This is a genomic window from Luteimonas sp. TWI662, assembly GCF_039673825.1.
GTDB lineage: Bacteria > Pseudomonadota > Gammaproteobacteria > Xanthomonadales > Xanthomonadaceae > Luteimonas.
Genome location: NZ_JBDJMI010000014.1, coordinates 1 through 26,418, shown reverse-complemented (window position 1 = coordinate 26,418; position 26,418 = coordinate 1). Strand labels below are relative to the sequence as shown.

Annotated in this window: 28 protein-coding genes; all 28 read left to right on the top strand. The window is 70.9% G+C overall.

The features are described 5' to 3' along the window. Positions 1 to 4: 4 nt before the first annotated feature. Positions 5 to 997, top strand: a complete 993-nt coding sequence (gene fliG / locus ABE488_RS10985; protein WP_183427103.1) for a flagellar motor switch protein FliG — start codon at positions 5 to 7, stop codon at positions 995 to 997. Further along, the gene (locus tag ABE488_RS10980) at positions 994 to 1,614 is read left to right on the top strand and encodes a FliH/SctL family protein (RefSeq protein WP_346448359.1); all 621 of its coding nucleotides are present in this window, start codon (positions 994 to 996) and stop codon (positions 1,612 to 1,614) included. Before fliG ends, ABE488_RS10980 begins: the two co-directional genes overlap by 4 nt. After that, positions 1,611 to 3,002 carry a flagellar protein export ATPase FliI gene (gene fliI, locus ABE488_RS10975; protein WP_346442582.1) on the top strand — a complete coding sequence of 464 codons (1,392 nt, stop codon included), beginning with the start codon at positions 1,611 to 1,613 and terminating at the stop codon, positions 3,000 to 3,002. Before ABE488_RS10980 ends, fliI begins: the two co-directional genes overlap by 4 nt. After that, positions 2,999 to 3,445 carry a flagellar export protein FliJ gene (fliJ, locus tag ABE488_RS10970; RefSeq protein ID WP_346442584.1) on the top strand — a complete coding sequence of 149 codons (447 nt, stop codon included), beginning with the start codon at positions 2,999 to 3,001 and terminating at the stop codon, positions 3,443 to 3,445. The genes fliI and fliJ overlap by 4 nt, the downstream gene beginning before the upstream one ends. Beyond that, the gene (locus tag ABE488_RS10965) at positions 3,442 to 4,515 is read left to right on the top strand and encodes a flagellar hook-length control protein FliK (RefSeq protein ID WP_346448358.1); all 1,074 of its coding nucleotides are present in this window, start codon (positions 3,442 to 3,444) and stop codon (positions 4,513 to 4,515) included. Before fliJ ends, ABE488_RS10965 begins: the two co-directional genes overlap by 4 nt. Positions 4,516 to 4,702: 187 nt before the next feature. Then, entirely contained in the window at positions 4,703 to 5,191 is a 489-nt protein-coding gene (locus tag ABE488_RS10960; protein ID WP_346448356.1) for a flagellar basal body-associated FliL family protein, read from the top strand. A 10-nt stretch (positions 5,192 to 5,201) separates the two neighbouring features. Then, positions 5,202 to 6,215, top strand: coding sequence for a flagellar motor switch protein FliM (gene fliM, locus ABE488_RS10955; protein WP_346442590.1), 1,014 nt, complete (start codon positions 5,202 to 5,204; stop codon positions 6,213 to 6,215). Beyond that, the gene (gene fliN / locus ABE488_RS10950) at positions 6,212 to 6,556 is read left to right on the top strand and encodes a flagellar motor switch protein FliN (RefSeq protein ID WP_346442592.1); all 345 of its coding nucleotides are present in this window, start codon (positions 6,212 to 6,214) and stop codon (positions 6,554 to 6,556) included. The genes fliM and fliN overlap by 4 nt, the downstream gene beginning before the upstream one ends. Before the next feature lie 218 nt (positions 6,557 to 6,774). Beyond that, positions 6,775 to 7,137, top strand: a complete 363-nt coding sequence (gene fliO / locus ABE488_RS10945; protein ID WP_183427101.1) for a flagellar biosynthetic protein FliO — start codon at positions 6,775 to 6,777, stop codon at positions 7,135 to 7,137. 1 nt (position 7,138) lies between these two features. Then, entirely contained in the window at positions 7,139 to 7,912 is a 774-nt protein-coding gene (gene fliP, locus ABE488_RS10940) for a flagellar type III secretion system pore protein FliP (protein WP_346448354.1), read from the top strand. Then, positions 7,909 to 8,178, top strand: a complete 270-nt coding sequence (locus tag ABE488_RS10935; protein ID WP_346442595.1) for a flagellar biosynthetic protein FliQ — start codon at positions 7,909 to 7,911, stop codon at positions 8,176 to 8,178. Before fliP ends, ABE488_RS10935 begins: the two co-directional genes overlap by 4 nt. A 28-nt stretch (positions 8,179 to 8,206) precedes the next feature. Beyond that, positions 8,207 to 9,004 carry a flagellar biosynthetic protein FliR gene (gene fliR, locus ABE488_RS10930; protein WP_346448352.1) on the top strand — a complete coding sequence of 266 codons (798 nt, stop codon included), beginning with the start codon at positions 8,207 to 8,209 and terminating at the stop codon, positions 9,002 to 9,004. Between the two features lie 65 nt (positions 9,005 to 9,069). After that, the gene (gene flhB, locus ABE488_RS10925) at positions 9,070 to 10,209 is read left to right on the top strand and encodes a flagellar biosynthesis protein FlhB (RefSeq protein ID WP_346448350.1); all 1,140 of its coding nucleotides are present in this window, start codon (positions 9,070 to 9,072) and stop codon (positions 10,207 to 10,209) included. Positions 10,210 to 10,217: 8 nt separating this feature from the next. Continuing rightward, on the top strand, positions 10,218 to 12,287 hold the full coding sequence (gene flhA / locus ABE488_RS10920) for a flagellar biosynthesis protein FlhA (protein ID WP_346442627.1): 2,070 nt from the start codon (positions 10,218 to 10,220) through the stop codon (positions 12,285 to 12,287). Positions 12,288 to 12,457: 170 nt separating this feature from the next. After that, the gene (flhF, locus tag ABE488_RS10915; RefSeq protein WP_346448349.1) at positions 12,458 to 13,993 is read left to right on the top strand and encodes a flagellar biosynthesis protein FlhF; all 1,536 of its coding nucleotides are present in this window, start codon (positions 12,458 to 12,460) and stop codon (positions 13,991 to 13,993) included. Further along, complete coding sequence (locus tag ABE488_RS10910) at positions 13,980 to 14,831, top strand: MinD/ParA family protein (protein ID WP_346448347.1); 852 nt, start codon at positions 13,980 to 13,982, stop codon at positions 14,829 to 14,831. Before flhF ends, ABE488_RS10910 begins: the two co-directional genes overlap by 14 nt. Further along, positions 14,828 to 15,583: an RNA polymerase sigma factor FliA gene (locus ABE488_RS10905; protein ID WP_346442604.1), complete on the top strand. Its 756-nt coding sequence runs from the start codon at positions 14,828 to 14,830 to the stop codon at positions 15,581 to 15,583. The genes ABE488_RS10910 and ABE488_RS10905 overlap by 4 nt, the downstream gene beginning before the upstream one ends. A gap of 22 nt (positions 15,584 to 15,605) precedes the next feature. Next, on the top strand, positions 15,606 to 15,998 hold the full coding sequence (gene cheY / locus ABE488_RS10900) for a chemotaxis response regulator CheY (RefSeq protein ID WP_346442606.1): 393 nt from the start codon (positions 15,606 to 15,608) through the stop codon (positions 15,996 to 15,998). Then, positions 15,995 to 16,612: a protein phosphatase CheZ gene (locus ABE488_RS10895; RefSeq protein WP_346448346.1), complete on the top strand. Its 618-nt coding sequence runs from the start codon at positions 15,995 to 15,997 to the stop codon at positions 16,610 to 16,612. Before cheY ends, ABE488_RS10895 begins: the two co-directional genes overlap by 4 nt. 3 nt (positions 16,613 to 16,615) lie before the next feature. Next, the gene (locus ABE488_RS10890; RefSeq protein ID WP_346448344.1) at positions 16,616 to 18,592 is read left to right on the top strand and encodes a chemotaxis protein CheA; all 1,977 of its coding nucleotides are present in this window, start codon (positions 16,616 to 16,618) and stop codon (positions 18,590 to 18,592) included. 49 nt (positions 18,593 to 18,641) lie between these two features. Continuing rightward, positions 18,642 to 19,382 (top strand): flagellar motor protein, encoded by a 741-nt coding sequence (locus ABE488_RS10885; protein WP_183426873.1) that lies wholly within the window; start codon positions 18,642 to 18,644, stop codon positions 19,380 to 19,382. Between the two features lie 10 nt (positions 19,383 to 19,392). Next, a complete protein-coding gene (gene motD / locus ABE488_RS10880; RefSeq protein ID WP_346448342.1) occupies positions 19,393 to 20,355 on the top strand; it encodes a flagellar motor protein MotD in 963 nt (320 codons plus the stop codon). Then, a complete protein-coding gene (locus ABE488_RS10875) occupies positions 20,355 to 21,134 on the top strand; it encodes a ParA family protein (protein ID WP_346442614.1) in 780 nt (259 codons plus the stop codon). Before motD ends, ABE488_RS10875 begins: the two co-directional genes overlap by 1 nt. Then, complete coding sequence (locus ABE488_RS10870) at positions 21,131 to 21,880, top strand: chemotaxis protein CheW (RefSeq protein WP_346448341.1); 750 nt, start codon at positions 21,131 to 21,133, stop codon at positions 21,878 to 21,880. The genes ABE488_RS10875 and ABE488_RS10870 overlap by 4 nt, the downstream gene beginning before the upstream one ends. A 180-nt stretch (positions 21,881 to 22,060) precedes the next feature. Then, the gene (locus ABE488_RS10865) at positions 22,061 to 22,378 is read left to right on the top strand and encodes an STAS domain-containing protein (RefSeq protein ID WP_346444843.1); all 318 of its coding nucleotides are present in this window, start codon (positions 22,061 to 22,063) and stop codon (positions 22,376 to 22,378) included. Next, positions 22,375 to 22,740: a response regulator gene (locus ABE488_RS10860; RefSeq protein ID WP_346444845.1), complete on the top strand. Its 366-nt coding sequence runs from the start codon at positions 22,375 to 22,377 to the stop codon at positions 22,738 to 22,740. The genes ABE488_RS10865 and ABE488_RS10860 overlap by 4 nt, the downstream gene beginning before the upstream one ends. Positions 22,741 to 22,774: 34 nt before the next feature. Continuing rightward, positions 22,775 to 24,787 carry a chemotaxis protein CheA gene (locus ABE488_RS10855; protein WP_346448339.1) on the top strand — a complete coding sequence of 671 codons (2,013 nt, stop codon included), beginning with the start codon at positions 22,775 to 22,777 and terminating at the stop codon, positions 24,785 to 24,787. Between the two features lie 233 nt (positions 24,788 to 25,020). Then, positions 25,021 to 26,418: MCP four helix bundle domain-containing protein (locus ABE488_RS10850; RefSeq protein WP_346448338.1), on the top strand; the 1,398-nt coding region annotated here is incomplete at its 3' end.

The following is a 26,418-nucleotide window of genomic DNA, read 5'->3' as shown; positions in this document are numbered from 1 at the left end:
CGAGATGACCGGCGTGCAGCGCGCCGCGGTGCTGCTGCTCTCGCTCGGCGAGGCCGACGCGGCCGAGGTGCTCAAGCACATGGGCGCCAAGGAAGTGCAGAAGCTCGGCCTGGCGATGGCGACCATGGGGCCGGTCAGCCGCGAGCAGGTCACCGGCGTGATGGACGACTTCCACGGCGCGCTGGAGCGGCAGACCTCGCTCGGCGTCGGCGCCGACGACTACATCCGCGCGGTGCTGGTCCAGGCGCTGGGCGCCGACAAGGCCGGCAGCCTGATCGACCGCATCCTGCTGGGGCGCAACACCACCGGGCTGGACACGCTCAAGTGGATGGACCCGCGCGCGATCGCCGACCTGGTGCGCCACGAGCATCCGCAGATCATCGCGATCGTGATGTCGCACCTCGACCCCGACCAGGCGGCCGATGCGCTCAAGCTGATGCCCGAGCGCACCCGCGCCGACGTGCTGCTGCGCATCGCCACGCTCGACGGCATCCCGCCCAATGCGCTCAACGAACTCAACGAGATCATGGAGCGGCAGTTCGCCGGCAACCAGAACCTCAAGTCGTCGGCCGTCGGCGGGGTCAAGGTCGCGGCGAACATCCTCAACTTCATGGAGTCGGGCCAGGACCAGGGGCTGCTGGGCGCGATCCGCAAGATCGACCCGCAGCTGTGCCAGCGCATCCAGGACCTGATGTTCGTGTTCGACGACCTGATCGAACTGGACGACCGCGAACTGCAGATCGTACTGCGCGAAGTCTCGGGCGACCGCCTGGGCATCGCGCTGCGCGGCGCCGATCCGCGTGTGCGCGAGAAGATCACCCGCAACATGTCGCAACGCGCGGCCGAGATCCTGATCGAGGATATGGAAGCCCGCGGGCCGGTCCGGCTGTCGGACGTGGAGTCGGCGCAGAAGGAGATCCTGACGATCGTGCGCCGGCTCGCCGATGAGGGCGCGCTGACGCTCGGTGGCGGCGGCAACGCCGAGGCGCTGGTATGAGCGGCGCGGTGCGCTGGCTGGCACCGGCGCTCGACGCAGCCCTCGTCCCTGCCCCCGCGGCCACCGAGGTCCCGGCCGAACTGCCGCGCCCGCCCTCGCTCGAAGAGATCCAGCGCATCCGCGACGACGCCCAGCGCGAAGGCCATGCCGAGGGCCTGGCCCAGGGCCGCGCCGAAGGCCTGGCGCAGGCGCAGGCGGAGATGCGCCGGCTGGCCGCGCAGATCGAGGGCATCCTCGACAACTTCTCGCGGCCGCTGGCGCGGCTGGAAAACGAAGTCGTCGCCGCGCTGGGCGAACTGGCCGTGCGCATCGCAGGCAGCCTGGTGGGCCGCGCCTACGAGGCCGAGCCGGCACTGCTGGCCGAACTGGTCGCCGACGCCGTCGATGCGGTCGGCGGCGCGGCGCGCGAGGTCGAGGTGCGCCTGCATCCCGATGACATCGCCTCGCTGACGCCGTTGCTGGCGTTGCCGGACGAGACCCGCCTGGTCGCCGATCCGGCGCTGGCGCGCGGCGACTTGCGCGTGCATGCGCCCAGCGTGCGCATCGATGGCAGTCTCGAGGCGCGGCTGCGCGGCGCGCTGGACACCGTGCTGCGCCGCGCCGGGACGCGCGGATGAGCGCCCCCCTGCCCCGCGCCGATCCCGCCGACTGGTTGGCCGCCCGCAACCTGCGCCTGGCCGCGCGCCTGGACAGCACCGGGCCGGACCCTGCGGCCGGACGCGGGCTGATCCGCGAAGGCATCCTGCGCCGCGCGGTCGGGCTGACGCTCGAGGCGGTCGGCTGCGAAGCGCCGATGGGCGCGACCTGCCGGGTCGAGGTCGCCGACGGGGGTTGGGTCGAGGCCGAGGTCGTCGGCTTCGCCGGCGAACGCACCTCGCTGATGCCCAGCGCCGAACTGCACGGCCTGCTGCCCAACGCCCGCGTCGTGCCGCTGCAGCGCCGCGGCGGCGTGGAGATCGGCGAGGGCCTGCTCGGCCGGGTGATCGACAGCGACGGCGTGCCGCTCGACGGCAAGGGCCCGATCCGTGCCGAGGGCACCGTCGGCATGGCCGGCGTGTCGATCAACCCGCTGGCACGCGAGCCGATCACCCAGCCGCTGGACGTGGGCGTGCGCGCGATCAACGCGCTGCTGCCGATCGGCCGCGGCCAGCGCGTGGGCCTGTTCGCCGGCTCGGGCGTGGGCAAGTCGACGCTGCTGGGCATGATGACCCGCTTCACCTCGGCCGATGTGATCGTCGTGGGCCTGATCGGCGAGCGTGGCCGTGAGGTACGCGATTTCGTCGAGACCACCCTGGGCGAGGATGGCCTGCGGCGTGCGGTCGTGGTCGCCGCGCCGGCCGACCGGCCGCCGCTGGCGCGTCTGCATGGCGCCTATCGCGCGACCGCGATCGCCGAGTGGTTCCGCGACCAGGGCCTCAACGTGCTGCTGCTGATGGACTCGCTGACCCGCTTTGCGCAGGCGCAGCGCGAGATCGGGCTGTCGGTGGGCGAGCCGCCGACCACGCGCGGCTATCCGCCGTCGGTGTTCGCCAAGCTGCCGGCCCTGGTCGAGCGCGCCGGCAATGGCGCCAAGGGCCGCGGCTCGATCACCGCGTTCTACACCGTGCTGACCGAAGGCGACGATCCGCAGGACCCGATCGCCGATGCCGCGCGCGCGATCCTCGACGGCCACATCCTGCTCTCGCGCCGGATCGCCGACGCCGGCCTGTACCCGGCGATCGACGTCGAATCGTCGGTCAGCCGCGTGGTCACCGAGATCGCCGACGTCGACTGGCGCGACCGGATCCGCGCGCTCAAGCGTCTGGTCAGCGCCTACAACGCCAACCGCGACCTCATCGCCATCGGCGCCTACCAGCGCGGCGGTGACCCGGCGGTCGACGAAGCGCTGGCGCGCTGGCCGGACATCGTCGCCTTCCTGGGCCAGGACATCGCCCGCGCTGCCGACCTGCAACACAGCCGACAGGCGCTCGAACGCCTGCTGCAACCCGAGGAACCCGCTGCATGAAACAGTCCCGACGCATCGATCCGTTGCTCAGCCGCGCCCAGGACCACGAAGACGCCGCGGCGCGCGTACTCGCCCAGCGCCAGTCATCGCTTGACGCGCACGAGGCCCGCCTGGCCGAGTTGCGGCGCTATGCCGACGAATACGCCCACAGCCAGCTCGCCGCGACCAGTCCGGCGCAACTTGCCAACCGCCGCGCTTTCCTGGATCGGCTGGAAAACGCCGTCGAGCAGCAGAGCCGCACCGTCGACCAGAGCCGGCAGACGGTCGAGCTCGAACGCGGCCGCCTGCTGCTGGCCAGCCGCGACAAGCAGGTACTCGAGCAACTGGCGGCCAGTTATCGCGCGCAGGAGCGCCAGGTCGACGAGCGCCGCTCACAGCGTGAGCTCGACGATCTGGGGGCGCGCCGCGTGCGCCTGGCCGCGAGCGAGGGCCAGGACGCATGACCCCACTGGCGGCGACCGCGACCCCCGGCATGGGCGCGCCGTCCGCGGCGGCGCGCAGCACCGGCGCGGCGTCGGGCCCCGCCGACGGCGAGGACGGGTTCGCCCGGGCCCTCGAACGGCGGCAGGCGCAACGCAGCACCGACGCCTCCGCGCAGCGGCGCACGCCGGAAGGGCGGCACGACGACCGCCCCTCCGCCGAGGTCGAGGCAGCGGCATCGCCCGACACCGCGCCGACCTCCGAAGACCACGATCCGGCCGCCGCGACCGGGACCGAGCCGGTGCCTGGCGATCCGATGCCGTGGCCGCCGGCCGGCCTGGTCGGGCTGCCGGGGTTCGCCGCGCTGCCGGTCGCCCACCCGCCCGCCGAGACAACCGCCCAGACGGCGCCGCAGGCCGCGGCGATCACCACGGCCGCCGCGACAACCGCGCCGCGCATGCCCATGCCCGCGCTCGCGCTCGCGCTGTCGCCCGATGCCGCCACCGGCGACGTCGACACGCTCGCCACCGTCGCCGTCGTCGCGACGCCCCCGGCCAGCGAGCCCGCGCCCGATACTGGCCAGCCCCCTGCGCCGATCGCATTCGCGCTGCCGGGCGCACCGGCCCCGGCCCCGGCCGTGCGTACGCCGCCGCCGCTGCTCGATGCCCCACTGCCGACGCCCGATGTCCATCGCGGAGACTTCGAGGACCGCCTGGGCGCCCAGCTCGAATGGATGGCGGGCCAGAAGATCGGCCATGCCCGCATTCGCGTCACGCCGCAGGACCTGGGCCCGGTCGAGGTGCGCCTGCAGCTCGACGGCGACCGCATCGCCGCCGACTTCATCAGCCCGCACGCACAGACCCGCGACGCCCTCGAACAGGGCCTGCCGCGGCTGCGGGATCTGCTCGGCGAACACGGTTTCCAGCTCGCGCATGCCGGCGTGGGCCACGACGGCGGCTCGGACGCACGCGACGGAATGTCGTCGCCGTCCGGCCGCGCGACATCCACCGCCCAGCACGACGCCGGCCCCGAAGCGCGGCCGGCGCCCGCACCGACGGCCCGGCGGATCGGTCTGCTCGACGCCTACGCATAGACGACGACGTCGATCCCGCGACGGCTTCCAGTCGCAGCGCGACGGGCGTCGCGCGCGTTTCGCGCCGCGCGACGCTGCGTCCACAGTGCCTCGGCCCGGCCACATCCGCCCAGCGTGACGGCCCACCGTCGCCAGAACGGCACGGCGATTGCATCCAAGCACAGGCATTCCCTTTTCGGACCCGCCCGTGGCCGCCGCTGCCGACCCGCAATCCAAGTCTCCTCCCAAGAAGCGGCGCAAGCTGCTGTTGTCGATCCTCGGCGGCCTGCTGCTGCTCGCACTGGCGGCGGCCGGCGGCGCCGCGGCACTGCACCTGCGCAACAATCCCGGGCCGCCCAAGCCCGTGCTGCCGGCACAGGCCCAGTACCTGCCGATGGCGCCGCCGTTCGTCGTCAACCTCGGCGACGAGAGCGAAGGACCGCGCTATCTGCAGGTCGAGGTGCAACTGGTCACGCGCGATCCACTCGATGTCGCCCAGCTCCAGCACCACGAGCCGGCGCTGCGCGCGCGGCTGCTGATGCTGTTCTCCCAGCAGACCGCCGGCACTGTCGCCACGCGCCAGGGCAAGGAGGCGCTGCGCGCGCAGGCGCTGTCGGAAGTGCAGACGCTGATGACCGAGGAAACCGGCAAGCCGCGCGCCGAAGCGCTGCTGTTCACCAGCTTCGTGACCCAGTGAGGCGAGCGGCATGAATTCCAACGACCTGCTATCGCAAGACGAGATCGACGCACTGCTGCACGGCGTCGACTCGGGCGCGGTGGACACCGAGCCGCAAGCCGATCCGGGCGAGGCGCGGACCTACGACTTCGCCAGCCAGGACCGCATCATCCGCGGGCGCATGCCGACGCTGGAGATGGTCAACGAACGCTTCGTGCGGCTGTGGCGGATCGGCCTGTTCAACCTGATCCGCCGTTCGGCCGACCTGTCGGTACGCGGTATCGACCTGATCAAGTTCGGCGACTACCTGCACCAGCTCTACGTGCCGACCAACCTCAATCTGATCAAGTTCAAGCCGCTGCGCGGTACCGGCCTGATCGTGTTCGAGCCCAAGCTGGTGTTCGCGGTCGTCGACAATTTCTTCGGCGGCGATGGCCGTTACCCCACCCGCATCGAAGGCCGGGAGTTCACCCCGACCGAGATGCGGGTGATCCAGCTGATGCTGCGCCAGACCTTCGCCGACATGGCCGAGGCCTGGGCGCCGGTGCTGGACGTGGAGTGCGAGTACATCAACTCGGAGATCAACCCGCACTTCGCCAACATCGTCACCCCGCGCGAGTACGTGGTCGTCAGCCGCTTCCATGTCGAACTCGAAGGCGGCGGTGGCGAGATCCACATCACGCTGCCTTATTCGATGCTCGAACCGATCCGCGAACTGCTCGATGCCGGCATCCAGAGCGACCGCGTCGACCGCGACGAAAGCTGGAACGTGTCGATGCGCGAGCAGCTGATGTCGGCCGAGGTCACGGTGTCGAGCATCCTGGCCAAGCGCACGATCGACCTGCGCCGCCTGACCCGGTTGAAGGTCGGCGACATCCTGCCGATCGAGCTGCCCGAGGACGTGCCGATCTGCGTGGAGGACATCCCGGTGTTCACCGGGCGCTTCGGCACCTCCGGCGGTTGCAACGTGGTGAAGATCACCGAGACACGACCACCCGGCACCCAGCCGCCCCGCCCCGCCCCCGTCCAGGACCTGCCCGCATGAACTCCCAGGATCCCGCCGCGCACGCGGCCGAACCGGCGCGCTTCGACGACCTGCGCTCCGAACGCGCCGACGATGCCGCCGATCTCAACCTCGATGTCATCCTCGACGTGCCGGTCGCGCTGTCGCTGGAAGTCGGCCGTACGCGCATGCCGATCCGCAATCTGCTGCAGCTCAACCGCGGTTCGGTGGTCGAGCTCGAGCGCGGTGCCGGCGAGCCGCTCGATGTCTACGTCAATGGCACGCTGATCGCCCATGGCGAAGTCGTCGTGATCAACGACCGGTTCGGCGTGCGCCTGACCGATGTCGTCAGCCCCAGCGAGCGGATCCGGAGACTGCGGTGATCGTTGCCGGCGCCTTTCCCGCCGCCGCGGCGACCGGTCGGGCCGCGGCCCTGTCGGCTTCGCCCCAGACGGCAGCGACGGCGTCACAGCCTCATGTCGACAGCGACGCGGACCATGGCACGGATGCCGTGCCCACCGCATCGGCGCCCCCCATCGAAGCTGCGGTCGTCACCCCGGCCGTCGCGACGCCGGTCGCCACGCTCGGCCCGCCGACGCCGATGCCGATCGGCAGCCATGCACCACAGGCCCCGGGCCTGGGCGGCGCCTTCGTGGCGTTGGTCCTGGTGCTCGGGCTGATCCTCGGCCTGGCCTGGCTGCTCAAGCGCCTGCCCGGCAGCGGCCTGCGCCAGGCCGACGGCCTGCGGGTGGTCGCCAGCATTCCGCTCGGCGGCAAGGAGCGCGCAGCGGTGCTGCAGGTCGGCGGCGAACAACTGCTGGTGGGCATTGGCGCCGGCGGCGTGCGCACGCTGCATGTGCTGCCCGCACCGCTGGCCGAGGCACCGCCGCTGGCGATGCCCACGCTCAAGTCGCTTCCCGATTTCAGACAGCTGCTCGCCCAGCGGCTGCGCAAGGATCCCTGACATGTTCCGCCCTTCCCGCTTGTTGGCGACCTTCGCCGGCGCGCTAGGCCTGCTGCTGCCGGTGCTGGCGCTCGCCACGCCTGCGCTCGCGCCGCAACTGCCCGCCTTGCCCGACGTGACCGTCGGCCAGATCGGCGATGCGCCGGTGAGCCTGCCGCTGCAGACCCTGTTGCTGATGACGGCGATCACGCTGATCCCGTCGATGCTGCTGGTGCTGACCGCCTTCACCCGCATCATCGTGGTGCTCGCACTGCTGCGCCAGGCACTGGGCACCGGGCAGACGCCGTCCAATCAGGTGCTCGTCGGCTTGGCGCTGTTCCTCACCGCGCTGGTGATGACGCCGGTCTGGGAGTCGGCATGGAACGCCGGCTTCGGGCCCTATCTCGACGGCCGCATCGATTTTCGCACCGCCTGGGAGCTCGGCACCGCGCCGCTGCGCGGCTTCATGCTGGCGCAGGTGCGCGAGACCGACCTGATGACCTTCGCCGGCCTCGCCGGGCATGGCACCTACGCCGGCCCCGACGCGGTACCGTTCCAGGTGCTGGTCGCCTCGTTCGTCACCAGCGAACTCAAGACCGCGTTCGAGATCGGATTTCTGATCTTCATCCCCTTCATCATCATCGACCTGGTCGTGGCCAGCGTGTTGATGTCGATGGGCATGATGATGCTCTCGCCGATGCTGGTCTCCGCGCCGTTCAAGATCCTGCTGTTCGTGCTCGTCGACGGCTGGGTGCTGACGGTCGGCACGTTGGCGGCGAGTTTCAACCTGCCATGACCCCCGAACTCGCCCTCACCGAGTTGCGTCGTGGCCTCGAAGTCGCCCTGTGGGTTGGTGGCCCGCTGCTGGCGACGGTGCTGGTCGTCGGCGTCGTGGTCGGCGTGTTGCAGGCCGCCACCCAGATCAACGAGCCGACGATCGCGTTCGTCGCCAAGGCCGTCGCGCTGACCGCCGCGTTGTTCGCACTCGGCGCGTTCCTGGTCGGCTATCTCGTCGACTACACGACGACGTTGTTCCACAGCATCCCGCACCTGATTGGGTGATCGCGGCGATGCGCCCAGGCCCCCGCTGATGGATGCCGCCACGCAGACGGCGATCGACGGCCAGGCGGCCTTCGGCATGATCGGTGCGTTGCTGTGGACCGCGCTGCGGGTGGGCGCGCTGCTGATGGCGATGCCGATGATCGGTACGCGCGCGCTTCCGGCGCGGATCCGGGTCATGGTCGCGCTGGCGATGAGCCTGGCGCTGGCGCCGATCCTGCCCGCGCCGCCGGCCTGGAGCGGCTTCGATGCCGCCACCGTGCTGTCGATTGGCCGCGAGCTCGCAGTCGGCGCGGCGATGGGGTTCATGCTGCGGCTGGTGTTCGAGGCCGGGGCGCTGGCCGGCGAACTGATCTCCCAGGGCACCGGCCTGTCGTTCGCACAGATGAGCGACCCGATGCGCGGGGTCAACTCCGGGATCATCAGCCAGTGGTTCTATCTCGCTTTCGGCCTGCTGTTCTTCACGGCCAACGGCCACCTCGCCCTGATCGCGCTGCTGGTGCGCAGCTACGAGGCGCTGCCGGTCGGTACCGCGCTGCCCGAGCTGGACGCCACACTGCGCGTGGCGCCCGAGTTCTTCGCGCTGGTGCTGCGCGGTGCGGTCTCGCTGGCGTTGCCGGTCATGGTCGCGATGCTCGCGGTCAATCTCGCCTTCGGCGTCCTGTCGCGCGCCGCACCGGCGCTCAATCCGATCCAGCTCGGGCTGCCGATCTCGGTGCTCGTGGGCCTGCTGCTGATCTCGGTGCTGGCCGGAGAACTCGGGCCGCCGATCCAGCGGCTCTTCGACATGGCCTTCGACGCTGCCGGACGCGTGCCGCTGGGGCGTTGAGGCGGCCGGTCCGGCGCGGCATATGACTTGCAGCGCCCTGTCGGGTACTTGCGACGCCGGCAACGATGGCCGAGAACGAAGACGGTCAGGAAAAGACCGAACAGCCAAGCGAAAAACGATTGCGCGATGCGCGCGAGAAGGGCAACGTCCCACGCTCGCGCGAACTGTCGACCGTGGCGGTGTTCGGCGCGGGCGTGTGCATGCTGCTGGCCACCGGCGGCGGCCTGTCGGCGCGGGCGCTCGACTGGATGCGCGCGGCACTGACGCCTGATCTGGCGATGCTCGAATCGCCGCAGAGGCTGTTCGGCCATGCCGGCCAGCTGATGCTCGGCTTTCTGTGGCTGCTGGCGCCTCTGCTGCTGGTGCTGCTGCTCGCCTGCCTGGTCGCGCCGGCGCTGATGGGCGGATTCAACGCCTCGACCAAAGGGCTGGTCCCCGACCTGAAGAAGCTCAACCCGTTGGCCGGCCTCAAGCGCATCTACGGGCCCGAGGGCGCGGCCGAACTGCTCAAATCGCTGTTGCGCGTGGCCCTGGTCGGCACCGCGGCCGCGCTGTTCCTGTGGCCGGGACTGCATCGTCTTCGCAGCATGCTCGACCAGCCGCTCGAGGCCGCGGCCGGCGCCGGGCTCGGCTTCGCCCTGTGGATGCTGATGGCCACCTCCGCAGCCTTGCTGCTGCTGGCCTTGCTCGACGCGCCGTACCAGAAATGGAACTGGCGGCGGAAGCTGAAGATGACGCGGCAGGAACTGCGCGAGGAGATGAAGGAAAGCGAGGGCCGACCGGAGGTCAAGGGCCGCATCCGCCAGATGCAGCAGCAGCTGTCGCAGCGGCGGATGATGGAAGACCTGCCTGGCGCCGATGTGATCGTGGTCAATCCCACGCATTACGCGGTCGCGCTCAAGTACGAGGGCGAGGCGATGCGCGCGCCCAAAGTGATCGCCAAGGGCGTCGACGAAATGGCGCTGCGCATCCGCGCCGTGGGCGAGCGGCACCGCATCGCGCTGGTCGCCGCGCCGCCGCTGGCACGGGTCTTGTATCGGGAGGCGCAGATCGGTCAGGAAATCCCCGTGAAGCTCTACGCCGCCGTCGCCCAGGTGCTGTCCTACGTGTATCAGCTGCGCAACTGGACGCCGGGCCAGCCCTATCCCGAGCTGTCGGCGGTGGAGGTCGATGAGGCCGCGTCCGGCGACGGAGCCCGGCCGTGAGCGCGGTGATGCAGTCCGGTCCCAAGCGCCTGTTCGACATGCTGCGTCACGGGCTGGGCGCGCCGCTGCTGGTGCTGGCATTGCTGGCGATGGTGGTGGTGCCGTTGCCGCCGTTCGCGCTCGACGTGCTCTTCAGCTTCAACATCGCGATCTCGCTGGTCGTGCTGCTGGCGGTCGTCTACGTCCAGCGCCCGCTGGACTTCAGCATCTTCCCGATCGTGCTGTTGATGACCACGATGCTGCGCCTGGCATTGAACGTGGCCTCCACGCGCGTGATCCTGCTGCACGGCCAGAACGGCCCGGGGGCGGCCGGCAACGTGATCGAATCGTTCGGCGAGTTCGTCGTCGGCGGCAACTTCGCGGTCGGCATCGTCGCGTTCGCGATCCTGACGATCATCAACTTCATGGTCATCACCAAGGGGGCGGGCCGGGTTTCGGAAGTCACCGCGCGCTTCATCCTCGATGCGATGCCCGGCAAGCAGATGGCGATCGACGCCGACCTCAATGCCGGCCTGCTGACGCGCGAGGACGCCAAGGCCCGACGCGAAGAAGTCCGGCAGGAGGCCGACTTCTACGGCGCAATGGACGGCGCCAGCAAGTTCATCCGCGGCGATGCGATCGCCGGCATCCTGATTCTGTTCGTGACGATCATCGGCGGCCTGGCGATCGGCATGCTCCAGCACGGCATGCCGTTCGGCGATGCGGCGGCGACCTACACCCTGCTGTCGATCGGCGACGGCCTGGTATCGCAGTTGCCGTCGCTGCTGGTGTCCTCGGCGGTCGCGCTGCTGGTCACCCGCGCCTCGCGTGCGCAGGACATGGGCGGCGCGGTGACCGGCCAGGTGTTCGGCCAGTACCGGGCGCTGGCGATCGCGGCGGTCATTCTGCTGGTGGTCGGGTTGGTGCCGGGCATGCCCAACCTCGCTTTCCTGACCCTGGCTGCGCTGGTCGGCTATGGCGCCTGGACGATGCGCAAGCGCAGCCTGGCGGCCGAGCGTGCTGCGGCGGCGCCGGACGCCGCGCTGCCCGCGCCCGAACAGGCCGCCAATGCCGAGCTGGGCTGGGACGACCTGCGCCCGGTCGATCCGCTCGGCCTGGAAGTCGGTTATCGCCTCATCCCGCTGGTCGACAAGGCCCAGGGCGGCGAACTGATGGCGCGGATCAAGGCCGTGCGTCGCAAGCTCACGCAGGACATCGGCTTTCTGATTCCGCCGGTGCACATCCGCGACAACCTCGAACTGTCGCCCACCGCCTATCGGCTGCTGGTCCACGGCGTGCCGGTGGCGACCGCCGAGGTGCATCCCGACCGCCTGCTGGCGCTCGACCCGGGCGGCGCGCTGCAACCGATCGAGGGCATTCCGGGCAAGGACCCGGCGTTCGGGCTCGACGCGCTGTGGATCCTGCCGATCCAGCGCGCCCAGGCCGAGGCCTCGGGCTACACCGTGGTCGATCCAGCGACCGTGGTCGCGACCCACCTTTCGCATCTGGTCCGCGAACAGGCGCCCGAATTGCTCGGGCACGAGGAAGTCCAGCAGTTGCTGGCCACCCTGGCGCGCAGCGCACCCAAGCTCGCCGAGGACCTCACGCCCAAGGCGCTGCCGCTGGCGGTGGTGGTCCGGGTGCTGCAGAACCTGCTCGTCGAGCGCATTCCGGTGCGGCAGTTGCGCCGCATCGCCGAGGCGCTGGTCGAGCACGCCGCGCACACCCAGGACCCCGGCCAGCTGACGGCCGCGGTCCGCAACGCGCTGGGCCGCTTCATCGTCCAGGAGATCGCCGGCCCGGCGCCCGAGTTGCCGGTCTACACGCTGGCACCGGCGCTGGAACGCGTCTTGCAGGATTCCGCGCAAGGGACCGGGGCCGCGCTGGAGCCGGGCCTGGCCGAACGCCTGCAGCAGAGCCTGGCCGACTGCGCCGGCCAGCAGGAGGCCAGGAACGAGCCGGCGGTGGTGCTGGTCCCCGGGCAGGTCCGCGCCGCGCTCGCGCGCCTGGTCCGGCACAGCGTCCCGACCCTGTCGGTGCTGGCCTACACCGAAGTCCCCGAAGACAAGCGGCTCAAGTTGCTGGGGACGATCAGTTGAAGCGCGGGACTTGGTTGTAGGGACTGGGGCATCGTCAACGCGGTGCCCCGCCACGGAGAACGCACGATGCACACACGACAGCCCAGCGCCCCCCAAGGCCGCCCCGAGCGAAGCGATCCCTTCGCCTGCGCCAGGCCGCATGCCCCCTTCTCCATTTCCGGCCCCCGCCCATGAACATCCGCCGTTTCGTCGCCGCCGACATGCGCAGCGCCTTGCAGATGGTGCGGGCCGCGCACGGACCCGACGCCGTGATCCTGTCCAATCGCCGCACCGACGAGGGTGTGGAGATCGTGGCGGCCAGCAACTACGACGAGAGTGTGGTCCAGCGCGCCCTCGATGAGGCGCAGCGGCGCGAGGCACCGACGGCTCCGCCGCCGACCGAGCCGCCGCAACCGCAGGCGGCCCAGACCCGGAACGACTCGCCCGCCGAACGCTGGCTGCGTGCGCTGGCGCCGAGCGAGGCGGCGGCATCGCCGCAGGCGGTGCCCAGCACGCCCCCTGCCGCCCCACCCTCCGCGCCGATTGCCGAGGCCTTGCAGGCCGAGGTCGCGGACGCCGGCGCCGGATTTCCGTCGTTTGCCGAACTGCTCGGACGCCGTCGAGTGCCCGCAACGAGAGTGGACGCAGAAGACGACGGGATTCCGTCGCAGCCCCCCGTTATGCCGACCGCGCCCTCGCCGGAGGCGGCCGTGCCCCTCGCACACACCGCGATGCCGAGCACCCCGCCGCCCGCACTTGTCGCCGTGCCCGCACCGCCGGCGCCGGCCAGCGACGGCGAGCTGGCGCAGATGCGCGAAGAACTGGTGCAGATGCGACAGATGATCGAGCGCGAGATGGCGCGCCTGACCGACGAGCGCCTGCGCGGGTCCCCGGCCCGCGGCCAGGTCATGGAGCTGATGGACGACTACGGCTTCGATGCCGGCATCACCCGCGACATCGCCCTCCAGGTGCCGGCCGACACCCCGGCCCACCGCGTCCGCGGCCTGATGCTGGCCCTGCTGTCCAAGCGCCTGCCGATCTGTCCGATCGACCCGCTGGAGGAGGCTGGCGTCATCGCACTGGTCGGCCCGACCGGCGCCGGCAAGACCACGACCATCGCCAAGCTCGCCGCGCGCTACGTCGCCCGCCACCAGGCCCGCGATGTCGCACTGGTGACCACCGACACGGTGCGGGTGGGCGGCCGCGAACAGCTGCACAGCTATGGCCGGCAGCTCGGCATCGCGGTCCACGAAGCCGACAGCGAGACCGGCCTGGTCCAGCTGCTGCAGCGCCTGCGCGACTACCGCCTGGTGCTGGTCGACACCGCCGGGTTGAGCCAACGCGACCGCGCCCTGGCCGGCCAGCTGCACTGGCTGCGCGCCGCCCGCCAGATCCGCACCCTGCTGGTGCTGCCGGCCAACACCCATTTCGCCGACCTCGACGAGGTCGTCCGCCGCTTCGAGGGCGCCCGCCCGCAGGGCGCGGTGCTGACCAAGCTCGACGAGACCGGGCGCCTGGGCAGCGTGCTGTCGGTCGCCGTCGACCACGCCCTGCCGCTGACCTGGATCGCCGACGGCCAGCGCATTCCCGACGATCTGCATCGCGCCAATGCCGCCCATCTCGCATTGCGGCTTGAAGATCTCCGCCGCGATGCCGATAAGCCGATTGTCCCCACGCACGATCTCCACGACCCCGACGCCCAGAAGCCCCACCATGCCGTCGCCTGACCTGCCCGCTCCCGCCCCGTTTGCGCCCGTCCGCACCCTCGCCGTCACCGGCGGCAAGGGCGGCGTGGGCAAGACCAACGTGTCGGCCAACCTCGCCATTGCACTGGCCGGCATGGGCCAGCGCACGATGCTGCTCGACGCCGACCTGGGCCTGGCCAATCTCGATGTGCTGCTGGGTCTGTCGCCCCGCTTCACGCTGGCCGACCTCGTCGCCGGGCGCTGCACGCTCGACGAGGCGATCATCGAAGGCCCGGCGGGCGTGCTGATCGTGCCCGCCGCCTCCGGCCGCCGGCACATGGCAGAACTGCGCCCGATCGAGCACGCCGGGCTGGTCAACGTCTTCAATGACCTGCAGCGCGAGCTCGATGTGCTGGTGATCGATACCGCTGCCGGCATTACCGATTCGGTGCTGACCTTCTGCCAGGCCGCGCAGGATGCGGTGGTCGTGGTCTGCGACGAACCGGCCTCGCTCACCGACGCCTATGCGCTGATCAAGGTGCTCGCGCGCGAGCGCGGCCTGGACCGGGTCCAGGTCGTGGCCAACATGGTGCGCAGCCCGCAGGAAGGCCGCGCGCTGTACGACAAGCTGGTGCGCGTGTGCGAGCGGTTCATCGGCGACGTCTCGCTGAACTACCTGGGCGCGGTGCCGCAATGCGAATGGCTGCGCGCCGCAGTCCAGCGCCAGCAGGCGGTGGTGCGCGCCTACCCGGGCAGCCCGTCGTCGCAGGCGCTGGTGGACATGGCACGTCGCGTCGCGCGCTGGCAGGCGCCGACCGCGCCGCGCGGCCACGTCGAGTTCTTCGTCGATCGCCTGCTGCGCCAGGGAGCGGCGGCATGAACGCCGCTGCCCGCCAGTACCAGGCTGTCCAGCGCACCAGCGCACCGGACCCGGTCGTGGTGCACGCCGAACTGGTCCGCCGCATCGCCCACCACATCGCCGCCCGGCTGCCCGCCAGCGTGGAGATCGACGATCTGATCCAGGCCGGCATGATCGGGCTGCTCGAGGCTTCGCGCAGCTACGACGCCGAACAGGGCGCCTCGTTCGAGACCTATGCCTCGATCCGCATCCGCGGCGCGATGATCGACGAGATCCGCCGCGGCGATTGGGTGCCCCGCTCGGTCCATCGCCGCGCCCGCGAGGCCGCTGCCGCGATCCGCGAGATCGAGCAGGCCAGCGGCCGCGCCGCCAGCGCGCAGGAGGTGGCGGCCAAGCTGCAGATGCCGCTCGCCGACTACCAACGCCTGCTCGAAGATGCCGCCCGCGGCCAGGTGTTGAGCCTGGACTCGCACGTCGAGGACCACGGTGAGGTCGAGCCGGCCAACCGCGACGGCGGACCGACGCCGCAGGAGCAACTGGTGCGCAGCGAGTTCGGCCGGGAACTGGCCGCGGCGATCAAACTGTTGCCCGAGCGCGAGCAACTGGTGCTGTCGCTGTACTACGAACAGGAACTCAACCTCAAGGAAATCGGCGCGGTGCTGGGCGTGAGCGAATCGCGCGTGTGCCAGATCCACGGCCAGGCCGTGGTGCGCCTGCGCGGCCGCCTGTCCGCCTTCGAACTTGCAGACACCGGCATCGGCAACGCCGACTGATGCCCCACCCGTGGAGCCCGCTTTGAACAAGAACATCCGTATCCTCGTGGTCGACGACTTCTCGACGATGCGCCGCATCGTCAAGAACCTGTTGTCGGACCTGGGCTTCAACAACACCGTCGAAGCCGAGGACGGCAACAGCGCGATGGCTGTGCTGCGCCAGGATGCGGTCGACCTGGTCATCACCGACTGGAACATGCCCGGCATGACCGGCATCGAATTGCTGCGCACGATCCGCGCCGACCCCAAGTTCCGCGCATTGCCGGTGATGATGGTCACCGCCGAGGCCAAGCGCGAGCAGATCATCGAGGCCGCGCAGAGCGGCGTGAACGGCTACATCATCAAGCCGTTCACCGCGCAGACGCTGTCGGAGAAGCTGGGCAAGATCTTCGAGCGCCTGGGGAGCGCGGCGTGACCGCGACCGCCGCGGCGACCACCGACCGCAGTCAGCTCGCCGGGCTGCTGCACGACGCACTCGAAGCGCTCGAACGCGGCGACGAGGCCGGCTGGCGCCGCCAGGTCGACGCGCTCGCCGCCGCCCGCGCACGCACCCTGGTCGACGGCCTGGGGCGGTTGGCGCGCGAACTGGCGCAGGCGCTCGACACCCTGCCGGCCGCGCCCGCGCAGGGGGGACTGGATGATGCCTGCGCTCGTCTCGACCACGTGGTGACGATGACCGAGCAGGCCACGCACCGCACGCTCGATCTGATCGACGACAGCCGCGCGCACGTCGCCCAGTTGCGCGCCGGCACGCTCGACGCTGCGCAGACCGCGACCATCGACGCGCTGCGCGATAACCTGCGTGAGATGGCATTGGCGCAAAGCCACCAGGACCTGGGCGGGCAGATCATCCGGCGCGTGGCCGGCATCGTGCGCGGTGTGCACGAGGGCTTGGGCGCACTTGGGCTGCCGCCCGCCGACGGCGAGCAGGACCGCCTGCGAGCCGCCGGCCCGGCGGTCGCTGGGCTCGACAGCGGCACCGTCGGCCAGGACGACGCCGACGACCTGCTCTCGCGCCTGGGACTGTGAGCGATGCAGTTCTCGCCCGACATCGCCGCCGATTTCGTGCTCGAAGCGCGCGAGCTGCTCGTCGATCTGGGCGGGCAACTGGTCGAGCTGGAGCAGACGCCTGACGACCGCGAACAGCTCAACGCGGTCTTCCGGGCCTTCCACACCCTCAAGGGCGGCGCCGGCTTCCTCGGTGCGACCGCGCTGGTGGAGCTGTGCCATGCCGCGGAGGAAACGCTGGGTGCCGCACGCTCGGGCGCAGCGACCCTGCTGCCGCGGCACTTCGACGCCGCGCAGCAGTCGCTCGACTGGCTGCAGGCGATGGTGGATGCGGTCGAGAGCGGCGACGACGTGCCGCACGCCCCGCCCGAGCTGATCGCCGGTTTCGCGCTCGACACCGCCGCACCCGCGGCGCCCGCCCCGGCCGCCCGCGTGGCCCCGGCCGCCGCCGCGCCGGCCACGGCAGGCAGCGGGATGATCGACGACGACGAGTTCGAGGCGCTGCTCGACCAGTTGCACGGCAGCGCCGCGCCTGGCGCATCGGCGTCCGCACCCGCGCCAGGCCCGAACGACCCGATCGACGACGCTGAGTTCGAAGCGCTGCTCGATCAGTTGCACGGCAAGGCCGCCCCGGGCGCTGCGCCGGTCGCCGCCGCACCGGCCGCGGACGGCGACACCATCGACGACGACGAATTCGAAGCGCTGCTCGACCAGTTGCATGGCGCGCACGCGCCCGGTACGGCGCCAGCCCCCGCAGCCGCCGCGGTGGCGGCGCCGCCCCCTGCCGCCGCGCCTGCGCCGCGCGCCGCGCCACCGGCGCCGCCCAAGCCGGGCACCACGCAGGCACCCGCCGAACGCGAGCAGACCGTCCGCGTCGACACCCGCCGGCTCGACGCGATCGTCGATCTGGTCGGCGAACTGGTGCTGGCCCGCAACCGCCTCAAGACCTTGCGCGCGCGCCTGCGCGACGAGGATCTCGACCGCGCGGTCGCCACCCTCGACAACGCCACCGCACGCCTGCAGGGCGCGGTCATGCGCACGCGCATGCAACCGGTCGGCAAAGTGTTCTCGCGGTTTCCGAAGGTCGCCCGCGATGTCGCCCGCGCGCTCGACAAGGAAGTGGACCTGGAGCTGGTCGGCGCCGACACCGAGCTCGACCGCAACCTCGTCGAGGCGCTGGCCGACCCGCTGATCCACCTGGTCCGCAACGCGATCGACCATGGCGTGGAGACGCCCGAGCTGCGCGAGGCGACCGGCAAGCCGCGCGCCGGCAAGGTCCGGCTGATCGCCCAGCAGCAGGGCGATTACGTCGGCATCGAGGTCCAGGACGACGGCGCCGGCATCGACCCCGAGCGCCTGCGCGCCAAGGCCCGCGAAAAAGGCCTGATCGACGCCGAGTCGGCCGCGCGCCTCAACGCCGAGGAATGCCTGCACCTGATCTTCCTGGCCGGCCTGTCGACCCGCAGCGAGGTCAGCGACATCTCCGGCCGCGGCGTCGGCATGGACGTGGTGCAGTCGCGGATCCGCGAGCTCGGCGGGCAGATCCAGGTGCAGTCCGAACTCGGCCGCGGCAGCCGCTTCACGCTGCGGGTGCCGCTGACGCTGGCGATCCTGCCGACGCTGCTTGTGCACGCGGCCGGCGACGCCTACGCCCTGCCGCTGGCCCGTGTGCAGGAGGTACTGCATGCACCGGCGCGCACGGTCAACTGGTTCGATGGCCGCGCCGCACTCGACCGTCGCTCGCACACGCTCTCGCTGCTCGATCTGCGGCACTGGCTCGACCGGCCTGCGCTGGAAGCCGCCTTGCTGACCATCGTGGTGTTGCAGCGGGGCGACAGTCGCTTCGGCCTGGTCGTCGACGAAGTGCGCGGGCGCGAAGAGGTGGTCATCAAGCCGCTGCCGCGCGCGTTGCGCGGCCTGCCTGGCTACGCCGGTGCGACGCTGATCGGCGATGGACGGCTCGCGCTGATCCTCGACGTGGACGCGCTGCGCGGCCCCTGACCCCCCGCGCGCCGCTCAAGTCGCCGCGGCCGGCGCCGATATCGCGATCATGGACCTTTTCAGCGTCGTCGGACTCGTGCTCGCCCTTGCCGCCCTGGTGGGCGGCAGCATCCTCAAGGGTGCCGGGCTCGGCGCGCTGTGGTCGCCGGCCGCGTTCGTGATCGTGATCGTCGGCACGCTGGCCTCGATCCTGCTGCACACACCGCCGAGCGTGTTCAAGCGTGCGATGCGGATCCTGCGCTGGACGATCCGTCCACCCACCGCCGACCGCGGCGCGCTGATCGCGCAACTGCTCGAATGGAGCAACGTCTCGCGCAAGCAGGGGCTGCTGGGCCTGGAGGCCTATGTCGAGTCGCAGAGCGACCCGTTCCTGCGCAAGGGGCTGCAGATGCTGGTGGACGGCGTCGAACCGGAAGCCATCCGGCACATGCTCGAGATCGAGCTGCACGGCGAGGAACAGCAGGACCTGGCCGCGGCGAAGGTGTTCGAGAGCATGGGCATCTACGCGCCCACGCTCGGCATCGTCGGCGCGGTGCTGGGGCTGATCGCGGTGATGAAGAACCTCGCCGACCCGTCCAAGCTCGGCCACGGCATCGCCGCCGCTTTCACCGCCACCATCTACGGCATAGCCTCGGCCAACCTGTTCTTCCTGCCGGTCGCCTCCAAACTCAAGAGCGTGATCGGCCGCCGCAGCGGCGAGCGCGAGCTGGCGATCGAGGGCCTGATCGCGATCGCCCAGGGCGAGAATCCGCGCAACATCGAGGCCCGTCTGGCCGGCTTTTTGCACTGAGCCGGCGACGATGGCACGACGCGTCCACCACGAGGAACACGCCAACCACGAGGCCTGGGCGATCCCCTACGCCGACCTGATGACGCTGCTGCTGGCGTTCTTCGTGGTCATGTATGCGGTGTCCTCGCTCAACGAGGGCAAGTACCGGGTAATGGCCAGTTCGCTGGCGAATGCCTTCAGCGGCACGCCGCGGACGATCGACCCGATCCAGGTCGGCGACAACGTCTACCGCGATGCCAGCCTCAAGGCCCCGGTGCCGATTCCCGGCGGTGCGCGGCGCGGACCGGGCAGCGCCTCGCCGGTGCTCGATTCACCACTGCAGCCGATGCTCGAATCGAAGATGCGCAGCGACCGCATCGACGACGGCGCCGACCGCGCGGCACGTGCCGCCTCGCGCCAGCAACTGGCGCGCATCGCGCTGCAGCTCGAGGACGCACTGTCGGAGATGGTGCATGCGCGGCTGATCACCGTGCGCCGCGCGGATCTTTGGCTGGAGGTGGAGATCAACAGCGACATCCTGTTCCCCAGCGGCTCGGCGACGCTCGACTTCGGCGCGCAATCCCTGCTCGGGCGGCTGGCCGCGGTGCTGCGCGGGCTGCCCAATCCGATCCGGATCGAGGGCTACACCGACGACCGTCCGATCCGCACCGCGCAGTTCCCGTCGAACTGGGAGCTGTCGGCCGCACGCGCGGCCAGCGTGGTGCACCTGTTCGTGCGCGAGGGCCTGGCGCCCGAGCGGCTGGTGATGGTCGGCTACGGCGAACAGCGCCCCAAGGCCGACAACGCCAGCGAAGCCGGCCGCAACGCCAATAGGCGCGTGGTGCTGATGGTGCTGGCCGAGCCGGAGTCGACCCAGGGCCAGCCGATCGGCGGGCCGTCGCCCGCGCAGCCGATTGCGATCGATGCCATCCCCGCGGTCGCCGCCGACCACGCTCCCGATTCCCTGCCCCCCCATCCCCGAGGAGAGACCTGATGCGCGTCTGGGCGATCGCCAACCAGAAAGGCGGCGTCGGCAAGACCACGACCACCCTGGCCCTCGGCCGCGCGATGGTCGCGCGCGGACTGCGCGTGCTGCTGGTCGATCTCGACCCGCATGCCTCGCTCACCCGCGCGTTCGGCATCCCGACCGACCCACCGCCTGCCGGCGTGGCCGACCTGTTCGCCACCCCGCCCTCGAGCCTGGCTTCGCTGATGCGCGCCTCGCCGACCGAGGGCCTGGACTACGTCTGCGCGCAGACCGCGCTGGCAACGCTCGAACGCCGCAGCGCGACCCAGCCGGGCCTGGGCCTGGCGCTGTCGCAGGCGATCACCCGGCACACCGGCGGCCACGATGCGATCCTGCTCGACTGCCCGCCGACGCTCGGCCTGTTGATGGTCAACGCCCTGGCGGCGGCCGACCGGGTGATCGTGCCCACGCAATGCGAACCGTTGGCGCTCTACGGCCTGGCCGGCATGGTGCGCACGGCCGAGATGGTCGAACGCTCCCGGCAACGCCCGCTGCCGGTCTCGGTGGTGCCGACCATGTACGACCGCCGCACCCGCATCGGACGCGAGACCCTGGCGCAGTTGCAGGACGAGTACGCGGGCAAGATCTGGGACGAGGCGGTGCCGGTCGACACCCAGCTCAGCAACGCCGACGCACTCGCCCAGCAGGTGGTCAACGGCCATCCGCCGGGCCGCGCATTCTCGGCCTACGGCCGCGCGCTCGACTGGCTGCTGGCCGAAGACCAGGCGCTGGAGCACGCAGCATGAACGCCGCCGAGGTCGTCGACGACTACCTCGGCGTGCTGCTGTCGGCCGCGCCGGCCCCGGCGGCCTCCGCGGCAGCGCCCGTGCCCGCTGCGCCGAGCCCGACGCCGGCGCAGACGCCAGTACTGCCGCCCCCACCGGCGCCCCCCGCAGCGCGGCCACGTCCAGCAGTGCCTGCGCCGGCAGCGCGCGCGCAGCCGGCAGCCGCCGCAACGACCGCCCCCGCCCCCGCCCCAGCCCCAGCCCCGCCGCGCGTCGCGAGCGCAGCGGCCCGCGCCGACCTCCCAGCGCCACGACGCAGCAGCGAGCGCCAGGCCCGTTGGCTGCGGCTGCGCTGCGGCGGCCAGGTCTACGGCCTGGAGCTGCTGAAGATCCGCGAGGTCGTGCTGCCGGCCCCGCTGCTGCCGGTGCGCGGCGCCTCGCCGTGCCTGGCCGGGTTGATGAACCTGCGCGGCCAGGTCGTGCCGGTGATCGACCTGGGCCTGCAACTGGGCGACGCGGCGGTCGAGGACACGCCGGCGACGCGGATCGTCGTGCTCGAGGAGCACGGCGACACGCTCGGCCTGCGCGTGTCCACGGTCGAGGACGTGGCCGTGGTGTCCGATGCTCAGATCGAAGGCGCGCACACCTCCCGCCTCGCCCCGGTCGGCGATCACCGCATCCGCGGCATTGCGCGGCTCGGCGGCGCGGTCAAGTTGTTGCTCGACGCCTCCCGACTTCTGCCGATGCCGCTCTACACCACCCGTTGAGCCTCGCGCGCGGCGATCGAGACGCGCCTGAAACGCTTCGCTTCGGATGGAAAGCCGCACGCCGGCCGGTGGCCGTCCGAAGTAGACGCTTCCGGTTACCGCATGCGAAAAGGCATCACGCTAAAGCTCGCCCCATCGCTGCCGCTAACCCGTCGTAACCCCTTACTTTGCGGAGACGCGATGACCACCGTGGACCTGGGCGAGGATCTCGGCATCGAGACCAGCGCCGCCCTCAAGGCACGGCTCGAGCCCCACCTGGCCCAGGACCAGGACGTGCTGCTGGACGGCGCCCAAGTGCGACGCGTGCACACCGCCGGCCTGCAGGTGCTGTGTGCGTTCTTCGCCAGCCGCAACGCCGCGGGCCGGCGCACCGCACTGCGCGACAGCAGCGCCGCGCTGCTCGACGCCATCCGGCTGCTGGGAATCGGCCACTCGCTGGGACTGCCCGGCACCCCCCGTCACAATTCAAACGCAAGCACAGTGGAGAACGCCGCATGAGCGCACGCATTCTGGTAGTGGACGATTCGGCCTCGATGCGCCAGATGGTCTCCTTCGCCCTGACCTCGGCCGGCTTCTCGGTCGAAGAAGCCGAAGATGGCCAGGTCGCTCTGGGACGCGCGCAGGGCCAGCGGTTCAACGCCGTGGTGACCGACGTCAACATGCCCAACATGGACGGCATCGCCCTGATCCGCGCCCTGCGCGGCCTGCCCGACTACAAGTTCGTGCCGATGCTGATGCTCACCACCGAGTCGGCCACCGACAAGAAGGCCGAAGGCAAGGCCGCCGGTGCGACCGGCTGGCTGGTCAAGCCGTTCAACCCCGACCAGCTCGTCGCCACCGTCCAGAAAGTCCTGGGCTGACGCCCGCCTTCCGCCTCGAAATCCAGGTCAGCCCATGAACATGGACATGCAGCGCTTTCACGCCACGTTCTTCGAAGAAAGCCGGGAAGGCCTGGAGGCGATGGAAGCCGGGCTGCTGCAACTCGAGCAGGGCGACCAGGACCCGGAGCTGGTGAACTCGATCTTCCGCGCGGCGCACTCGATCAAGGGCGGCGCCGCGACGTTCGGATTCGACGCCGTCGCCGCCCTCACCCACGTGCTCGAAACGCTGCTCGACGAACTGCGCGCCGGCAAGCGCAGCGTCGATGCCGCGGCGACCGACGCGATGCTGGCCTCGGTCGATGTGCTGCGCGCCCTGCTGGCCGAAGCCGAGACCGGCCAGCCCGCCGACCCGGCCGCCGCGGTCGCCGTGCAGGCCCGACTCGAGGCCGTGCTGTCGGGCGCCGCGGCGCCGGCGCCGGTCGCGGCCACCGCATCGGCCACGCCCGCGGTCGAGCCCACCGCCGCGCCGACCGGCTGGCAGATCGGGTTCACGCCTGCGCCGTCGATGTTCATGAGCGGCAACGACCCGTTGCGCATCATCCGCGAGCTCGACCAGTTGGCGCCGCTCGACGTCGCCTGCCGGATGGAACGCCTGCCCGGCTTCGGCCAACTCGATCCGCTCGAGGCGTACCTGGCCTGGGATCTGGGCCTGATCGGCGCGGTGCCGCGCAGCGCCGTCGACGACGTGTTCGCCTGGGTCGAGGACGACTGCACGCTCGACATCCGCCCGATGGCGGCCGCCGCTGCCGCGACGCCCGTGGCGCCCACCTCCGCGCCCGGCCCGGAGCCGACGCCCACCACCCCGGCGGGTTCGAGCGCCACCGGCACGGCTGCCCCGACCGCGAGCGCCCACGAGCCCGAGAGCTCGATCCGGGTCAGCACCGACAAGATCGACGGCCTGATCAACCTGGTCGGCGAACTGGTGATCACCCAGGCGATGCTCAAACAGGTGTCCGCCGCCCTCGACCCGGCGTTGAGCGAACGCCTGTTCGCCGGGCTCGACCTGCTCGAACGCAACACCCGCGACCTGCAGGAAGCGGTCATCGGCGTGCGCATGCTGCCGGTCGATGCGGTGTTCCGGCGCTTCCCGCGCCTGGTGCGCGACCTGTCCACGCGACTGGGCAAGCAGGTGCGCCTGCGCACCCTGGGCGAAGGCACCGAGCTCGACAAGGGCCTGATCGAGAAGATCGCCGACCCCCTGGTGCACCTGGTTCGCAACGCGATCGACCACGGTCTGGAGCTGCCCGACGCGCGCCGCGCCGCCGGTAAGGACGAGGCCGGCACGATCACGCTTGCCGCCTCGCACCAGGGCGGCCATATCGTCATCGAGGTCGCCGACGACGGCCGCGGTCTGGACCGCGAACGGATCCTGGCCAAGGCCGCCGAGCGCGGCCTGGCCGTGCCCGAGTCACCGACCGACGCGCAGGTCTGGGACCTGATCTTCCAGGCCGGCTTCTCGACTGCCGATGCGGTGACCGACCTGTCGGGGCGCGGCGTCGGCATGGACGTGGTCCGGCGTAACATCCAGGCGCTCGGCGGCGAGGTCCAGCTCGAGAGCCGCACCGGTCACGGCACACGGGTGGTGATCCGCCTGCCGCTGACCCTCGCCATCCTCGACGGCATGAGCGTGGCCGTCGGCGAGGAGACCCTGATCCTGCCGCTGACCTACGTGATCGAAGCGCTGCAGCCGCAGGCCGAGGACATCCGCAGCCTCGCTGGCGAGGGCCGCGTCCTGCGCGTGCGCGGCGAGTATCTGCCGCTGGTCTCGCTCAACACGCACTATCGCTACGGCCAGCCGCAAGGCGTCGATCCGCTGGTGGTCGTGGTCGAGGGCGACGGCCAGAAGCTGGCGCTCGAGGTCGACGAACTGATCGGCCAGCAGCAGGTCGTGGTCAAGAACCTGGAAAACAACTATCGCCGTGTCGATGGCATCTCCGGTGCCACGATCCTCGGCGATGGCCGGGTCGCGCTGATCGTCGATGTCGGCGGACTGGCCCGGTCGCTGCGCCTGCCGCAGGCGGCCTGACGCCAGCGCATCTGCGGCCCACATCCGCTGCGCGAACAGCGCCCGCCCCACCTCACTTCACATCATGTGCACATTCATTTCCGCGACGTGAATCACACCTGCAGCACTTGCAGAAAATAGTGGTTTCGCCCGTCAAGTCGCTCTGTTTCCGGCCGCTAGTCGTGACGCGAAGGACGCGCTCCAGGTGATGACCAACACCTGCCCGCGTCCTTTGTCGTATCCGGAGATCTCCAATGAGATGGTTGAACAACCTGTCGATCGCCCGAAAACTGGCGGTCGCTTTCACTGTGATCGTGCTGTTGTCGGCGGGACTGGGGGCCTTCGCCCTGAGCCGGCTGGGCGGCATCAATGCCGAACTGCAGAAGGTCAGCCTCGATGACATGCCGGCCGTGCAGTACCTGGGCGAGATCCGTTCGCAACTGGGCGAGTACCGGATGTACGAACTGGCGCAGCTTGGGCGCCTCGACGACCTCGAGGCCGTGCGCGACTACGATCAACGCCTGGCCGGAATCGAGCAGATCATCGCCGAGCAGCGCGGGCTGTACGAAGGCCTGCCGCTTGCCGACGAGGAGCGTCGGATGTACGGCGAGATGACCGCACGACTGGCGGCCTACTTCGAGGCCCGTCGCGAAATCGAGCAGGCGCTGGCCGCTGGCGACGGCGCGGCCGCGCAGGCGGTGTCGGATGCGAAGTCGCGGCCGCTGCGCCGCGACCTGTTCGAGTCGATGGCCGCGCTGGCCCAGTTCAACGACCGGCGTCTGACCGACGACATCGCCCAGGCCAATGCGGTGTATCGCAGCAGTCTGCTTGCGATGATCGCCGGCATCGCGGTTCTCGTGCTGCTGGCCGCGGCGATGGCGATCGCGATCTCGCGGACGCTGTCACGATCGGTCGGCAGCGCGGTCAAGGTCGCCAATGACGTGTCGGACGGCCGGCTCGATACGCAGATCGTCGTCGACCGGCACGACGAGGTCGGGCAACTGCTCGCCGCGATGCAGCGGATGCAGGGCCAGTTACGCGCGGTCATCGATGCGCAGCGCGGAATGGCCCGTGCGCACGACGCGGGCGCGATCAGCCATCGCATGGACGAGCGCGCGTTCCCTGGCGACTACGGCCTGATGGTGCGTGAAACCAACGCGCTGGTCGGCTCCCATGTGGACGCCAAGATGGATTTGATCGCGGTCATGCGCCAGTACGCGATCGGCGACCTGACGCCGGACCTGGTGCAGTATCCGGGCGAGAAGGCCGTGCTGACCGAGACCATGGCTGCGGTGAAGGCCAACCTCGGCGCGATCAACGCCGAGGTCAAGGCGCTGGCAGGCGCCGCCGCACGTGGCGACTTCTCGGTCCGCGGCGACGCAGCGCGGTTCCAGCACGACTTCCGCGGCATGATCGAGGACCTCAACCGGCTGATGGAGGCCGCCGACGGCAATCTCGACCAGCTCTCGCGCCTGCTGCAGTCGATCGCGGCCGGCGACCTGACCGCGCGCATGGACGGCGATTTCCACGGCGTGTTCGCTCGCATGCGCGACGACGCCAATGCCACCGTCGCCCAGCTCACCGCGATCGTCGCCCGCATCCAGGACGCCTCGGCCGCGATCGGCACCGCTTCGACCGAGATCGCCTCGGGC